At 51.9% G+C, this 14,865-nt stretch carries 13 protein-coding genes; 3 read left to right on the forward strand and 10 right to left on the reverse strand.

Annotated elements, in window-relative coordinates; genetic code table 11:
• Window positions 1-14 precede the first annotated feature (14 nt).
• The 7 genes from B3355_RS09490 to B3355_RS09520 all read right to left on the reverse strand — a co-directional run bounded on the left by B3355_RS09490 (window position 15) and on the right by B3355_RS09520 (window position 6,575).
• Window positions 15-314 carry a hypothetical protein gene (locus B3355_RS09490; protein ID WP_292783106.1) on the reverse strand — a complete coding sequence of 100 codons (300 nt, stop codon included), beginning with the start codon at window positions 312-314 and terminating at the stop codon, window positions 15-17.
• Window positions 315-323: 9 nt separating this feature from the next.
• Complete coding sequence (locus B3355_RS09495) at window positions 324-1,964, reverse strand: type II and III secretion system protein family protein (protein ID WP_292783109.1); 1,641 nt, start codon at window positions 1,962-1,964, stop codon at window positions 324-326.
• A 67-nt stretch (window positions 1,965-2,031) separates the two neighbouring features.
• A complete protein-coding gene (gene cpaB, locus B3355_RS09500; RefSeq protein ID WP_292783112.1) occupies window positions 2,032-2,871 on the reverse strand; it encodes a Flp pilus assembly protein CpaB in 840 nt (279 codons plus the stop codon).
• Window positions 2,872-2,925: 54 nt separating this feature from the next.
• Entirely contained in the window at window positions 2,926-3,462 is a 537-nt protein-coding gene (locus tag B3355_RS09505) for an A24 family peptidase (protein ID WP_024929265.1), read from the reverse strand.
• Window positions 3,463-3,546: 84 nt separating this feature from the next.
• A complete protein-coding gene (locus B3355_RS09510; RefSeq protein WP_019882931.1) occupies window positions 3,547-3,711 on the reverse strand; it encodes a Flp family type IVb pilin in 165 nt (54 codons plus the stop codon).
• A gap of 524 nt (window positions 3,712-4,235) precedes the next feature.
• Window positions 4,236-5,342 (reverse strand): NADH:flavin oxidoreductase/NADH oxidase, encoded by a 1,107-nt coding sequence (locus B3355_RS09515; RefSeq protein ID WP_292783115.1) that lies wholly within the window; start codon window positions 5,340-5,342, stop codon window positions 4,236-4,238.
• Between the two features lie 30 nt (window positions 5,343-5,372).
• Complete coding sequence (locus B3355_RS09520; protein WP_292783117.1) at window positions 5,373-6,575, reverse strand: MFS transporter; 1,203 nt, start codon at window positions 6,573-6,575, stop codon at window positions 5,373-5,375.
• An 86-nt stretch (window positions 6,576-6,661) separates the two neighbouring features.
• Here B3355_RS09520 and B3355_RS09525 point away from each other — a divergent pair, with 86 nt between their 5' ends.
• Window positions 6,662-6,967 (forward strand): ArsR/SmtB family transcription factor, encoded by a 306-nt coding sequence (locus tag B3355_RS09525; RefSeq protein WP_292783119.1) that lies wholly within the window; start codon window positions 6,662-6,664, stop codon window positions 6,965-6,967.
• Window positions 6,968-6,977: 10 nt separating this feature from the next.
• On the opposite strand, the gene B3355_RS09530 is transcribed toward B3355_RS09525, so the two are convergent.
• Complete coding sequence (locus B3355_RS09530) at window positions 6,978-7,937, reverse strand: LysR family transcriptional regulator (RefSeq protein WP_024929262.1); 960 nt, start codon at window positions 7,935-7,937, stop codon at window positions 6,978-6,980.
• A gap of 126 nt (window positions 7,938-8,063) precedes the next feature.
• Between B3355_RS09530 and B3355_RS09535 the strand changes: the two genes are divergently transcribed.
• The gene (locus tag B3355_RS09535) at window positions 8,064-9,212 is read left to right on the forward strand and encodes an iron-containing alcohol dehydrogenase (protein ID WP_292783121.1); all 1,149 of its coding nucleotides are present in this window, start codon (window positions 8,064-8,066) and stop codon (window positions 9,210-9,212) included.
• A 24-nt stretch (window positions 9,213-9,236) separates the two neighbouring features.
• Complete coding sequence (locus B3355_RS09540; protein WP_292783123.1) at window positions 9,237-10,223, forward strand: aldo/keto reductase; 987 nt, start codon at window positions 9,237-9,239, stop codon at window positions 10,221-10,223.
• A gap of 50 nt (window positions 10,224-10,273) precedes the next feature.
• Here B3355_RS09540 and B3355_RS09545 read toward each other — a convergent pair whose 3' ends face one another.
• Together B3355_RS09545 and nirD are read right to left on the reverse strand one after the other, a co-directional pair.
• Window positions 10,274-14,446 (reverse strand): bifunctional nitrate reductase/sulfite reductase flavoprotein subunit alpha, encoded by a 4,173-nt coding sequence (locus B3355_RS09545; protein ID WP_292783125.1) that lies wholly within the window; start codon window positions 14,444-14,446, stop codon window positions 10,274-10,276.
• A 21-nt stretch (window positions 14,447-14,467) separates the two neighbouring features.
• Window positions 14,468-14,851 carry a nitrite reductase small subunit NirD gene (gene nirD, locus B3355_RS09550; RefSeq protein ID WP_292783126.1) on the reverse strand — a complete coding sequence of 128 codons (384 nt, stop codon included), beginning with the start codon at window positions 14,849-14,851 and terminating at the stop codon, window positions 14,468-14,470.
• Window positions 14,852-14,865 lie beyond the last annotated feature (14 nt).

Raw genomic sequence — 14,865 nt, forward strand, 5'->3', positions numbered from 1 at the left:
CTGCCTGGGTACGCCTACTGGTTGCCTGTGCCGTTATTCGACCCCGTGCCACCCACCCCGAAATTAAATACACTGGGTTGCGGCACCGGTTTGGAGAACGACTTCTGGTAACTATTAATCGAGTCACGCGCGGCACGGCCATCCAGCCCATTGACGGGATCCGGATTATTGGCGGCAGCCGGGTGTATGATCTGCGCCTGCAAGGTATTGCGGACGCTTTCGCCAAACTCGCGTTCATATCGTGGCATGGTGCTTTGACATGCTGACACACCGACGGCCACTCCCAACAACACATATAGATTTAGCGGTTTCATTTTGGCATCCTATTTAAGATCGTATCCAGTCGCATTGTCTGCGCTTGGTTCATCAGTTTTTTTTGCAGGTTGTTTTTCGTCAGCGTTGGTCTTGGCTGGCGCATCTCCGTCCGGTTTACCTTCCAGTTTGCCGCCCAGGAAAAACTCTTTGCGGCTAGGATCTGTATGGCGGCCGGTAGGCAGGTCAATGTCTGCCGGGTTCACCGGTTTCACCAGGTGCGGTGTGACCACAAATACCAGTTCGGTTTTATCGTTCTGAAAGTCCGAGCTTCTGAATAACGCGCCAATGATCGGAATCTCCCCCAGAATCGGGAAAGCCTTGATATTGGCCGTCGTATTGTTTTTGATTAAGCCACCAATAGCGAAGCTTTGTCCGTCAAACAGTTGCACAGTGGTCGAGGCTTTTCTGGTGGTGAAGGCCGGTAAAATGGCCGTACCGCTAAACCCGGTAGCAGTCACGCCTATGCCTTCACGATTGAGCTCAGAGACCTCTGGCGCCACGCGTAAATTGATGCGTCCGCCCGCCAGTACGGTAGGGGTAAATTTCACGCCCACGCCAAACTCTTTTTCTTCCAGTGTAATGGTGTTGCCCGCGCCGGCATTTTGCGCCACCGGGATGAAAATGCGGCCACCGGCCAGAAAACTACCTTCCTGGCCACTAATGGCCATAATGGTTGGCTCAGCCAGCACTTTGATTAAGCCATCGCGTTTTTCAGCATCCAGGGTGAAATTTTTGTTGGCTGACTTAAAGCCGCCAATCGAGCCGCCAGTGGCGCTGCCCGATGTCGACAGGAAATTACCCAACAGGGTGTAAGTCCAACTGCCAGAGGTTTTACTGAGGGCGATACTGGCGCCCAGTTTATCCAGCAGGGTTTTAGACACCTCGGCCACTTTCACCTCCAGCATGACCTGTTGCTGGGCTGAGACCGAGAGCATGTTCACAATACGTGGGTTCACAAACTCTTGTAGTAGCGGATTATTCAGCTGCTGCTGTGATTGTTGCTGTTGTTGCATCTGCATCTGCATTTGCATCTGTGCGTTGTCGCCACTGGCAAATACCGGCATGGTTCTTCTTCTGACAAAGGTCTGTGCAATATCAATCACCCGGTTGGCCGTCAGCGCATCCTCCACCGAGCCCCAGACGATGAGCGAATCTGCGGCGGCAGTGACCTTGATGTTTTTTTCCTCTGGCAGCAGTTCTGATAATGTTTGCAGCAATCCTTCTGCATCCATATTGACGACCACATCGACAAAGGTACATTTGCCACTCTTGCCTTTGATGATCATATTGGTCGTACCTATATTCACCCCAAGCAGATACAGGGTTTTTAATGACACCAGCTTGGTTTGCAGCACACTCGCATCACCCACACTGCGCGTCGCCAGCGGCTCCGGCAGGCTCATTAAGGTAGACTTGCCCAGCGGCAGGTGCATGGTGGTGGGATGGGCAATCTCGCCGTCACAGTTGGCATCGCCATTGCCAATGTAATCATTGGTTTCAATGACTGCCGCTTTGGTTTTTTCAGCAGAAATCAACAGGGAAGGCAACGTGGCAGTGATGAACGCCGCGGCCAGGAGAGACAACTTCAACGCATATTTTGACTTGTGATCAAATGCGATATGCGTTCTCTTCAATGAGAAGAAATCCATGATCGACCCCCTCTGAAAACCTAAGGTTTTCAATATTGTTTGAGTTATTGTTCACTTACTTTTTGAGTTAAAAACACTCAAGTGACTCAGTCGTCCCTGTGAATACCTTGGTACATTTCTTAGTCACTACTATTGGCGCCGCTGCCGCAACAATCATTTTTTTCGCCCTGGGTTTGCTGATCACTGGCATCATCGGTCCTGTATTTTTAGGGACCAAAGATAACAAGGCTTCTTTGGTGATACCCTGGGTGGCGACGTCGCCGGGGTCGGCCTGATTGCGTAATACCAGGGAGAGGTTGCCGACACTGCGTGCCAGGTCAATCATTTCTGCCTGCTCCGGGGTGACTTCGAGGGTGACGGCATTGACGACTTTGGGTTTGTCGGCATTGGCATTGACGTCATCGCCCACGGCCAGCACGAGGATGTGCTTGAGGACGATCTTGGAAATATTGTCTTCGTCGCCGTTGCGTTCGGCCTGATTGGTATTGACGATCATGTCAACGTAATTGCCTGGTAGCGCGAAACCAGCCACGCCCACCACTTCGTTGACTTTGACAGTGATTGCGCGCTTGCCTTCGGCAATCACGGCAGATAAGCCGCCTTTAGAGCCAACCGGCGCCAGTTTGGATTCCAGCACGGGCTCGCCATTTTGCAGGCTATATTTGACCACCCGACCATCAAGCTTCTCGACCTCGCCAAAGAAGCCCTCGGGTAAACTGGTTTTGGGCCAATCGATGCGTTTCAGCATGCCCACATTGATTTTTTCACCCATATTGAGTGGGCTGACCATCACCACTACTTTTTCAGTTTGCATCGAACGTGTTTGCAACCATTTGGAAGCCGCTACAACCGCTCCAATCGCTGCTAACAAGGCAAACAACAGCATCGTCATTGCACGCATATTCATTTTTATTCTCTTTTTCGAAAAAAACTTGCAAATGAAATGGTCACGAATGCCAGATTACATATGTTGTGTGTACACCCCCATCAAAGTACCTATCGCAATCGCCAGTGCATAAGGCATTCTGCCTACACTGTTGATGCCATCTGTCCCATCCTCCATACCTAGCTGGATATGCGTATGGTGTAACCTGAAAAACAGAATTGCATTCACATTTCTGATGAGTTGCATGCCCCGTTTTTGCATTAACACCACTCCCATCGCCAATACTCCACCAACTAGATAGATACACACCGCAACTGGCATCCATGCCGCCGAACCTAAAATGCCACCGACCACCATGGCCAGCTTGACATCGCCTGCTGCCATGCCTTTCAGCAAATAAAGTGGCATAAAACACATGAACGCTAAGCCCACGCCTTGTAACCATTGCACACCGCCTGGCCCGCTGGCATTTAATAGCCACAATCCCAAGCTGCTTATCAGGCCAAATACAATCAGTGTGTTATACACTTTGCGAAATCTAAGGTCGGTGTAACAGGCGTAGATCAATACCCCGGCCAGTAACCATAATCCAAGTGCTGCGTAAGTCGTCATGTTCAGAAACAAAAAAACCTCTCACCGTTGGGGTAAGAGGTTTTAATGGATATCATAGGCTGAACCCGATACGCTACATTGTTTCTAGGTGGTGATACCGTTCACAATGGCCTGTAGCTTGGTGGTCAGAGTGGTACCCATCCCAGAAAAAACGGCAGCCAATACACCGACCAGTGCCGCAGCAATAATGACATACTCGATGGCGACAACGCCATCTTCATCCTTCATAAATTTAACGATTGCGCTCATCATCATCTCCCGAAAAGATATTTTTTTGTCACATGAAATACAAGTTTAATTGCGTATTTCATGACTGTATTTTACGTATTGTTTTTAGGTTTCCAAGTACCCGTTTGGGCTATCGTGAAAATAATTACCTAGGTAACTATTAACGAAAATACAATGATTACAGTATCTAACTTGCAAAATTAAAAGCAATAGATACCCATTAAAACACCTGGTATTTAACTAACATTTACTATGTTTGGCGTAAATGTAATTGTTGATGCCATTAAATTGTGATAATGATTTTCATTAACGGCGGTCGGGAGGGGTTGTTATGACATATGGCGGTCAAGCGTCGCGCGAAAAATGCAGCTTATTCTCAGGCATGTGAGGGGGTGCTGTATCGCAATAGTAGCGACTTAAATACAATTTTTGCGCGGCTAATGACGATGCATTATTCAAGTAATACATCGGTTAAGTGAATGTTTGCTCAAGAGCCAGGCCTGGCAGGCGGCGACACGGTCAGTGCCGCTTCCCGCCGGGCAAGCTTAGTCTAGTGTCGGGCTTCTATATCTGGCTAGCCAATGTGCATAAGGCGCAGGCAATACCCAGGCGGCATCGTCTTTACCCAATTGCTTGGCGGCGAAATAGGGCCAGTGCGGGTTTTCCAGATGCGCGCGGCCTATCATGGCTAAGTCCAATTCTTGTTTGCGGATAGCGTTATCTGCCAATGATGGTGCGCCGAAGCCCCAGGCGGATGAAACCGGGATGCCCGCTTCATTGCGCACGCGTTGTGCAATCGGGCCTAAAAACGCCGGGCCCCAGGGAATATTGGTTTCAGGAATGGTGAAACCAACACTCACGCTCAGCATATCGAGCCCGCGTTCACGCCAGGCTTTGACTAGCTGAATCGATTCACTCAGTGTTTCCTCATCTTTGCCATCATATTCAATGACGCCGAACCTGGCGGTGAGTGGCAGGTTTTCCGGCCACACTGCGCGGATGGCCTCCAGCGTTTCGATGGTAAAACGTGAGCGGTTTTCAAAGCTGCCGCCATAAATATCGGTACGCTGGTTAGAGTGTGCAGAGGTAAAACTTTGTCCCAGGTAGCCGTGGGCAAAGTGGATTTCCAGCCACTCGAAGCCTGCATCAAGCGCGCGTTTTGCCGCAGCGACAAAATCCTGCTTGACGCGCTGGATGTCATCAATCGACATGGCGTTGGGCACACGTGGTAAATCACCCCCAAAAGCAATGGCAGAAGGCGCAATGGTTTGCCAGGCCCGTGGGTCGGTTTCTGCAATATGGTCATCGCCTTCCCACGGTTTGTTGGCACTGGCTTTACGCCCGGCATGGGCAATCTGGATGCCGGGGACTGCGCCTGCTGCCTTGATAGAGGCGGCAATTTCACGCAGTTGTGCTGTTTGCGTATCGTTCCATAATCCCAGGCAGCCAGGGGTGATGCGGCCTTCTGGCGCGACGCCGGTGGCTTCGACAATTACCAGTCCGCTGCCACCGCGTGCCAGTGTGGCGTAGTGGGCTTTGTGCCAGTCATTGGCAACGCCGTCTTCTGCCATATATTGGCACATCGGTGGAATCGCAATGCGGTTTCTGAGGGTGACGTCTTTTAATTGATAGCTAGAAAATAAATCGGCCATGATGATCCTTTTACTAAGTTTTCCTATTGATTAATTGTCGACAGATGCCAGTGTTGAATTGGCGTTATTTGAAAGGAGCTGCATTTCTATGATTGCCAATGCCAGCCCTACGCATACGATGCAACCGGCAATCCAGCCAATGGCGGTCAGCCCCAGGCCATGCGTAATCACCAATCCACCCACCCATGCGCCTGCGGCATTACCGATATTGAAGGCGCCAATATTCATGGCCGAGGCCAGGGTGGGTGCGCCGTTGGCCTTTTCCAGAATTTTGATCTGCAATGAAGGCACCGCTGCAAAACCGGCAATGCCAAGCAGTCCGACCAGCGCGACGACTGCTATTTGCTGATGGGCAAAGAAGGAGAACGAGACCAGGATGGCAATGATGAACATCAATGCCCCTATCAGGGTTTTATCCAGGTGGATATCGGCGAGTTTGGCGCCGATGATATTGCCGATAACCATGCCCACACCAAACAGTAAAAATACGGGTGAAATGGCGGCGGGTGAAAAATGTGCGACATCGGTCAGTATTGGCGCGACGTAGGTGAGCACCGCGAACAGGCCCGTATCTACAATAATGGTCAGCAGCAGTCCGGCAATCACTTGCGGTTGCAACAAGGTACTGATTTCAGCACGAACATTCACTTTTTCCGCATGATGATCACTGGGTACCAGCCAATAGAGCGCGGCCAGCGCAATCGGGCCTATCATGGTCACCGCCCAAAAGGTGGATCGCCAGCCCAGCATCTGGCCTAACCAGGTCCCCGCAGGCACGCCAATGACATTGGCGACCGTCAGGCCGGTAAACATTAATGCAATCGCCAGTGCGCGTTTGTCTTTAGGCACCAGGCTGGTGGCGACCACCGCGCCTATGCCAAAAAAAGTACCGTGTGCAAACGAAGTCACCACGCGCGCGATCATGAGGGTGGTGTAGTCAGGCGCTACCGCGCAGATTAAATTACCCAGCGTGAAAATGGCCATGAGCCATAGCAACGAGCTTTTGCGTGAAAACTTGGCCATCAGGATAGACATGATAGGCGCGCCCACTGCTACGCCCAGCGCATAGCCGCTAATCAATAAGCCAGCCATCGGGATGCTGACGTGCAGGTCGCGGCTGACTTCTGGCAACAAACCCATGATGACAAACTCAGTGGTGCCGATGCCAAAGGCACCGGCCATCAGGGCGTATAAGGCGAGGGGGATGCCTTGTGAAGATGGTTCTTTTTTCATCGCAGCTTAAACACTTTTATTAAATTCCATAGTTCGAATATAATCGAACTATGGAATAATATCAAGCGTTGTGATAAATTTTACATATGCGGCAAATTAAACATCCCAATATGGATCAGGTGGAGCTCACAGACATTATGTATGCGCTGTCAGACCCGACACGCCTGGAGATTGTCGGCCGACTGGCCAATGCAGGCCGTAAACTGACCTGTGGTGAACTGGACTTGAATCGTCCCAAATCCAGCATGTCGCATCATTTCAAGATTCTGCGCGCCGCCGGACTGGTGGAAACACTGATTGAAGGCACTGAGCATATGAATGCGCTCAGGGTACAGGAGATTGAGCAGAAGTTTCCTGGCGTGCTGCAATCGGTGCTGCGCGCACTTGCTTAATTGCAAGAGATTAATGCTCAAGGATATGAGCATGCGCTTTTAGTAGCGCTTCATCGCTCAATACAAATTCTTGACTGTTTGCCAGTCTTTCGATCACCAGATCAATAAAGCAGCGCACCCTGGCCGGTTGCGCAGTACGGCTACCGTAATAAATATACAAGCCCAGGTTATCCACGATATGTTCCAGTAACAAGGGCACCAGGCGCCCTTGGCGAATATAGCTTGCAGCCGTGGGTACGGCCAGTTGACCAATCACTTCACCGGCCAACACGGCCCTGAGTTCGAAGCCTTCATCATTGGTGCAAAAGGCCGGGCGTACATGTTGCTCAATAATATTTTCGCCGACCTTCACGTGCCAGGGAACCACGCGACCATCGCTGGGGCGGCGAAATGCGCTGCAACGATGTGTTTCCAATTGGCTGAGCGTATGCGGAATGCCGTATTTTCGCAAGTAGCTTGGCGCTGCACAGATGGCGAGTTGCATGGGAAAAAGCCTGCGCATGACCAAGCCATCTTGCGGCGGGTTGCCCAGGCGAAATCCGACATCGACACGATCGTCGACCCAATTGCCGATGCGGTCATCCAACTGTATGTCGGGTTGTACTTCGGGATACAAGCGAGAGTATTCATCTAACACCGGGCCAAGTACTGATAGTAAAACCGTACGCGGTCCGACGATACGCAACGGGCCTGCGAGTCCTTCCCTGGTTTGGCGTGTGGATTCCAGGGCTTGTTCCAACCCGATTAATGAGGGTTTTGCCGATTCATATAGCCGTTGTCCTTCTTCGGTGAGTGACATGCTACGTGTGGTGCGATGAAACAGCCTGACACCAAGGTGTGCCTCCAGCTGGCCTAGGGCCTTACTGGCTGCCTGCGGGGTAATCTGCTGCGCAGCGGCCGCTTTACTGAGACTTCCTAGTTCGACAGTCCGCACAAAGGTGGTCATTGATCGTAAGGTATCCAGGGCCATGAGGGATTGCTCTTTCTGCTATTTACATTATTTAGTTGTAAATAATTAAACTAATAATGCGCTAGTTTAATGCATATCCGGCGCGTAAAGTGCGACTCATCACATGGATAGATGAAAGGAACGCGCGTGGATCATTTTACTTATTACAATCCAACCAAAGTCGAGTTTGGTGTCGGTAAAGAGTCCCTGATTGGTCAGCACCTGGCCGAAGCCAGGGTCAAAAAAGTATTACTCTGTTATGGCAGTGACCGTATCAAACGTGATGGCTTGTTTGATGTGGTGACCAAAAGCCTGGCCGAGAAGAACATTCAATTTGTGCTGTGTGGTGGCATTGTCAGCAACCCCGTCATCTCTAAAGTACGTGAAGCGATCAGCCTGGCGCGCCTGCATCAGGTCGATGCCATTTTAAGTGTGGGTGGCGGTTCGGTGCTGGATAGTGCCAAAGCGATTGCCGCGGGCGTGCCTTATACAGGCGACGTTTGGGATTTGTTTATCGGTAAAGCCAGCATTGATAGCGCGTTGCCCGTGTTTGATATTTTGACGCTGGCGGCCACCGGCAGTGAAATGAATAGTGGTGCCGTTATCACCAATGAAGACACCAAAGAAAAATTTGCGATTCAATCACCACTGACATTCCCCAAAGTGTCTATCGTAAATCCTGCACTCATGAAAACCGTGTCGCGCGATTACCTGGTGTACTCCGCTGCAGATATTATTGCGCACGCAATTGAGGGCTATTTTACGGCTGTCGACCAGCCTCGGTTTCACTCACGGTTGGTCGAGGCCATCATCAATACCGTGATTGAAAACACGGAAATTCTGCTGGTGAATCCGGATAACTATGCAGCCAGGGCCGAGTTTGCATGGGCATCGACACAGGCGTTGAATGGTTTGATTTATTCCGGGACGGCTGGTTACAGTTATCCCAACCACATGATTGAGCATGCACTGTCTGCCTTGTTCAATGTGCCGCATGGCGCGGGGCTGTCTGTGGTGATACCAGCCTGGATGAAGTGGTACCAGGACCGCAATCCTTTGCAGTTTGAGCGCTTTGCGCAAAATATCTTTGGTTTGAAAACCGCCGAGCAAGGGATTGCTGCGCTGGAAAACTGGTTTAACAAAATCGGTACGCCAACACGCTTAGCACAACTGGGCATTACCGAGGCCCACTTGCCAGCCACTATAGACATCGTACTCACCAATGCCAAGTGGTTTGGTCTCGCCGATATTTACACCAAAGACGTGGCGACCACCATTTTGAAAAGCGCACTTTAATCACACGCATAAGAAAGGCACAACATGCAAACACGTACATTAGGAAATAGTGGCCTGGAAGTCTCCGCGCTAGGTTTAGGTTGTATGGGCCTGAGTTTTGGATACGGTGCCGCTGTCGATAAGAAAGACGGCATTGCGTTGATCCGGGCGGCTTACAGAAAAGGCGTTAACTTTTTTGATACCGCCGAGGTATATGGTCCTTTTGACAATGAAGAGCTGCTTGGCGAGGCGCTGGCGCCATTTAAAAATGAGGTAGTCATCGCCACCAAATTTGGTTTCAAAATTGAAGATGGCAAACAAGTGGGATTGGATAGCCGCCCGGAAACTATCAGAAAAGTGGCCGAAGCCTCTTTAAAACGTCTCAAGATTGATGCGATTGATTTGTTTTATCAGCATCGGGTGGATGACACAGTGCCGATTGAGGAGGTTGCAGGGGCGGTGAAAGACTTGATTCAGCAAGGTAAAGTGAAACATTTTGGCCTGTCTGAGGCGGGCGTGAATACCATACGTCGGGCGCATGCCGTACAGCCGGTTGCTGCCTTGCAGAGTGAGTATTCCTTATTCTGGCGCGAACCGGAAAAAGAGATTATGCCGACCCTGGAGGAACTTGGGATTGGTTTTGTGCCTTTTAGTCCGTTGGGGAAAGGATTTCTCACCGGCAAAATTAATGAACGTACCCAGTTTAGCGAGGGTGATTTCCGCAATGTGGTGCCGCGATTCTCAAAAGAAAATCGTAAAGCTAATATTTTGGTGGTTGAGTTGCTGTCTTATCTGGCCGAATTGAAAAATGTTACCCCTGCGCAGATTGCCCTGGCCTGGTTATTGGCACAAAAGCCCTGGATAGTACCGATTCCGGGCACTACTAAAACACATCGACTGAATGAGAATATTGGTTCAGTCGATGTCGAGTTGAGTAGCGATGAACTGCAAAGAATCAATGAAGTGGTCTCTGCCATGCAGTTTAAAGGCGAGCGCTATCCTGAGCATTTGCAAAAACTAGTCGGCCGATAATCTTTTATACATGGCAATACTGCGTTGGCGCAGTCCTGTAAGCGGGGCGTTTAATACACATCCCGCACATATCGCTTGTCCTGCGCCATCTTTGATACGTAGTCTGCAGCCGCTTCGGCACTCATCTTGCCATGGGTCTGGATAATCGTTTTCAAGGCAGCATCGACATCTTTTGCCATGCGGCTGGCATCGCCACAGACGCAGAAATGCGCACCTTGTTGCAGCCATTGCCATAACATTTCGCCTTGTTCCAGCATACGGTGTTGCACGTAGATTTTCTCTGATTGGTCGCGAGAGAAAGCCGTATCCAGTCGGTGTAACACGCCTGCTTGTTGCAGGGCTTGCAGTTCTTCGTGGTAATAAAAGTCTGTAGCAGCGTGTTGTTCGCCAAAGAACAGCCAGTTTTTACCTTGCGCGCCTGTGGCCTGGCGTTCCTGTAAAAAGGCGATAAATGGTGCAATGCCGGTGCCTGGGCCGACCATAATCAACGGCGCATCCGGATTTTTTGGCGGGCGGAAGTGGGTCGAGCGTTGCAGAAAAATAGGCACGCTGATTTCGCCAGCGCGGTCGGCCATAAAGGTTGAACACACCCCGCCACGCGTCTTATCTTTACCGTAACGCACGGTAGAAACCGTCAGGTGTACCTGGTTGGGGTAGGTTTTTGGACTGGACGAAATAGAGTAAAGGCGTGGTTGCAGGCGTTTTAAGACGCTGAGCCATTCGCCCGCCTCGACCTTGATCGGATACGCCAGCAGCAAGTCTATGATCTGTTTACCCCACAGCCAGTCTTTAAGTGCTTTGTCATCGGCCATTAGTGCTGCCAGTGCGGCACTGTGACTGCGCTCTTGCACAAACTTGAGCATGTCAGGGGTGATGCGGGCAATCTCATAGTGGTGTGAGAGGGCATCGACTAACGCTATTTCGCCGTGATCTTTCACGGTCACCATGGTAGAGGGTGACAGTTTGAGCACACTCAGCATATCGCCCACCAGTTCCGGGCAGTTGGTCGGCCAGACGCCGAGTGCATCCCCCGCTTCGTAGCTGAATCCGCTATTGCTGAGGTCAAAACCAAATTGGCGGATCTCTTTCTCTGCACCTTCGGCATTCAGTCGCTGGTTGATGATCAATGGGGCTTGCAACGGTTGCTGGCGCGTATAGCCTGAGGACGTTGCCACCGCCGTTTCTGCAAGTGCTTCATCGGTATCGCCTGCCAGTGCCATGGCGGGTTGAGTCATGCTGGCGGCATGATTAGCCAAAGCGGAAACCACTTTGCCCAGCCATTCGTTGGCGGCTTGCTCAAAGTCCGGCTCACAATCTACACGTGGCGTCAGGCACTGCGCGCCCAAGGCTTCCAGGCGTGCATCAAGCTTGCGGCCAAAGCCACAAAACTGGTCATAATTGGAATCACCGAACGCCAGCACGGAAAAACGGGTTTTTTCCAGCGTGGGTGCGGTATCCGCCTGAAGGGCGTTCCAGAAATGGCTGCCGTTATCAGGCGGGTCACCATCGCCAAATGTACTGGTGAGCAGGAGCACCTGGCTGTTCGTGGCCAGGTCTGCCACAGTTATGCTGTCCAGTTGTTTTACTGTGGCTTGCAGCCCGCTGGCGTTGATACGCTCAGCACATTTTTCGGCAAAGCCTTCAGCATTGCCGGTTTGTGAGGCCCACAGAATCATCACCGCTGGGGCGGCTGGTGTGGTCGAAAAATCCGGCAGGCCTGTAGGCAGGTTGCTGTTGTCAGGCAGCCAGCTACGTGCAAACAGCCCCGCCAGGATGCCGTTGATCAGCACATGTTTGGCCGGCGCCAGCGGGGCGCCTTCTGGCAGCGTGGGCACGCCACCCAGCTGGCGCGACTCTTCGGTACGCAAGCCGGTGATAAAGCCTTGCAAGTAGAGTTGTTCGTGCGCATCCAGAATAATGTCCGCTTGCTTATCAAGCCCCAGCAACCTGGCTAAAGCATCGATATCTTTCATAGGGAGTTCCTTGTGATTCTTGACCGAGTCACCTGCGTCGGTGATGGTGATGAGTGCATCTTCTTCCGCAGGCGGCGTCGCCGCGGCGACGCGTGTCATCGCCACGGCGCAGAATTTGAATTCGGGTTGTTGTGAGATGGCGTCTATCGCATCACTGGTGACGGCATTAATGGTCAGGTCGTCGCCGAATACATCATTCCAGTGAAAAGGCGCAAAGCAGTTGCCAGCACGCACGCGATCCGTCACTACGGCAGGTAATACAGCACGGCCACGCCGCGAGCGAATTTCGACCGCGTCTTTATCTTGTATACCCAGCGCGGCTGCATCTTCTGGATGCAGTTCTACAAACGGGCCCGGGTTGAGTTTGTTTAAGGTAGGAATTTTGCCGGTTTTGGTCATGGTGTGCCATTGGTGCTGCAGGCGACCGGTGTTCAGCACAAATGGATAGTCCGGATCGGGTAACTCTGCCGGATCCATGTGCGGACGGGCAAAAAACACGCCTTTGCCACTGGCAGTTGCAAAGGCAATACGCGGCTGGCTACCATCTTCACGGATAGTCAGTTTCTGGCTGATGCCATTATTAAGATAGCGAATCGGATGGCGATCTTCTGTGCTGTCTGGCGCGCATGGCCATTGCAGGGATTGCTGGCGTAATTTTTCATGGCTGACACCGCGGATGTCATAGCCGGTTTTCAGGTTAGAGGCCTGGGTGATTTCCGCAAATACTTCAGCGGCTGACTGGTAGCTGAAGCCTTCACTAAAGCCCATTTCGCAAGCCACTTTGGCAATGATCTGCCAGTCTGCCATGGCTTCACCCGGCGGGTTCACCGCATGCTGCATCAGCGTCATATTGCGTTCTGAGTTAATCATCACGCCTTCTGCCTCGGCCCACAAGGCACCCGGCAGCAAAATGTCGGCATAGCGATTGGTTTCAGTATCGAGAAACGCATCCTGGGCAATCACCAGCTCGGCCTTTTCTAGTCCGGCGATGACGTTTTTGCGGTTGGCCATGCTGGCGACCGGGTTGGTACAAATCACCCAGCAGGCTTTGATGTCGCCGGCCATCATTTGCTCAAACATGGCGACGGTGCCGCCACCCAGGCGTGTATGCAGTGTACCTTCCGGCACTTTCCACAGCTGTTCGATGAATTGTCTATCCTGCTCGACTAAGACTGAGCGCTGGCCTGGTAGCCCCGGACCCATATAGCCCATTTCACGGCCACCCATGGCATTCGGTTGCCCGGTCAGTGAGAACGGGCCGCTGCCTGGGCGGCAAATCGCGCCGGTCGCCAGGTGCAGGTTACAAATGGCATTGGTGTTCCAGGTGCCATGGGTGCTTTGATTGAGGCCCATGGTCCAGCAACTGATCCAGTTTTTGCTGCCGCCTATCCACTCAGCCGCCTGGCGGATGGCGTGTTCATTAATACCTGTGATTTCGGCCACTTTTTCTGGCGAATAGGCTTTGAGAAAGTCGGGCATGACCTCCCAGCCTTCGGTAAACTCGGCAATAAACGCGGTATCGGTATGGCCGTTTTTGACCAGCAAGTGCAATAAACCATTGAGTAAAGCGAGATCAGTGCCGGGCTTGATCTGCATAAACAAACTTGCTTTATCTGCGGTGGTATTGCGACGTGGATCAACCACGATCAATTTGGCACCGGCTTTGACTCTATCCATCATGCGCAGGAATAAAATCGGGTGGCAATCGGCCATATTGGCGCCAATGACGAAGAACAGGTCGGTTTGGTCAAAGTCCTGGTAGGAACCTGGCGGGCCATCTGCACCCAGCGATAATTTATAGCCACTGCCTGCGCTGGCCATACACAGGCGTGAGTTAGACTCAATGTTGTTGCTACCGAGATAACCCTTCACCAGTTTGTTGGCGAGGTATTGGGACTCAATCGACATCTGGCCGGAGACATACAAGGCAATCGCATCCGGGCCATGTTCGTCCAGAATAGCACGCAGGCGGCGTGCGGTTTCCTTGATGGCTTCGTCCATGCCGGTACGCACAGACTCTTGCCCGCGTGCCGGACGTACATAGGCATAGTCCAGCCGACCAGATTCAGCTATGGCCTGGATGCAGGTATTGCCCTTGGTGCACAGGCGGCCAAAGTTGGTCGGATGCTGCTTGTCGCCATAGACCTTGATCACGCGCTGATTCTTTGTGACGCCCTGATCTTCGACCTCCATGACAATGCCGCACCCGACACCACAGTAGGGGCAGACTGATTTTACCTGCGTGACCATCGTGCCTAATCCCGATGCAACCTAGACCTGCACCCAGATTGCGCCATCTCGCACTTCAACCGCGTAGGTGTTCAGGCGCACACTGTCATCTTCTACGCAGACTCCAGTACGCAACTGGTAGTGATGTTTGTAGATCGGTGAGGCGACGACACGCTCGCCGCCTAAGTCGCCGACGATGCCGCGTGACAGCACGTTGGCATCGCTGTGCGGGTCATGATTGTCGATGGCGTACAGCAGGTTATCCTGCAGGCGAAAAATCGCGATCTGGCGATCCTCTACCAAGGCACATACGCCCATATTGGGCCAGATGTCTTCCAGTGCACACACCGGGTGCCACGCGCCTGCATTGTCTGGGATTTGATTGATTGCATCATCCAATGACGCTGCTTGTTGTAATTGACTCATGGGGTACTCCGTTG

Origin of the sequence: Methylophilus sp. UBA6697, from assembly GCF_002454655.1 — a bacterium.
Classification (GTDB): Bacteria; Pseudomonadota; Gammaproteobacteria; order Burkholderiales; family Methylophilaceae; genus Methylophilus.

Coding starts and splice junctions, on each gene's coding strand:
- B3355_RS09530 (WP_024929262.1), bottom strand. CDS start 7,937: ATGGCCCTGGATACCTTACGATCAATGACCACCTTTGTGCGGACTGTC.
- nirD (WP_292783126.1), bottom strand. CDS start 14,851: ATGAGTCAATTACAACAAGCAGCGTCATTGGATGATGCAATCAATCAA.
- B3355_RS09490 (WP_292783106.1), bottom strand. CDS start 314: ATGAAACCGCTAAATCTATATGTGTTGTTGGGAGTGGCCGTCGGTGTG.
- cpaB (WP_292783112.1), bottom strand. CDS start 2,871: ATGAATATGCGTGCAATGACGATGCTGTTGTTTGCCTTGTTAGCAGCG.
- B3355_RS09495 (WP_292783109.1), bottom strand. CDS start 1,964: ATGGATTTCTTCTCATTGAAGAGAACGCATATCGCATTTGATCACAAG.
- B3355_RS09540 (WP_292783123.1), top strand. CDS start 9,237: ATGCAAACACGTACATTAGGAAATAGTGGCCTGGAAGTCTCCGCGCTA.
- B3355_RS09510 (WP_019882931.1), bottom strand. CDS start 3,711: ATGAGCGCAATCGTTAAATTTATGAAGGATGAAGATGGCGTTGTCGCC.
- B3355_RS09505 (WP_024929265.1), bottom strand. CDS start 3,462: ATGACGACTTACGCAGCACTTGGATTATGGTTACTGGCCGGGGTATTG.
- B3355_RS09525 (WP_292783119.1), top strand. CDS start 6,662: ATGCGGCAAATTAAACATCCCAATATGGATCAGGTGGAGCTCACAGAC.
- B3355_RS09545 (WP_292783125.1), bottom strand. CDS start 14,446: ATGGTCACGCAGGTAAAATCAGTCTGCCCCTACTGTGGTGTCGGGTGC.
- B3355_RS09515 (WP_292783115.1), bottom strand. CDS start 5,342: ATGGCCGATTTATTTTCTAGCTATCAATTAAAAGACGTCACCCTCAGA.
- B3355_RS09520 (WP_292783117.1), bottom strand. CDS start 6,575: ATGAAAAAAGAACCATCTTCACAAGGCATCCCCCTCGCCTTATACGCC.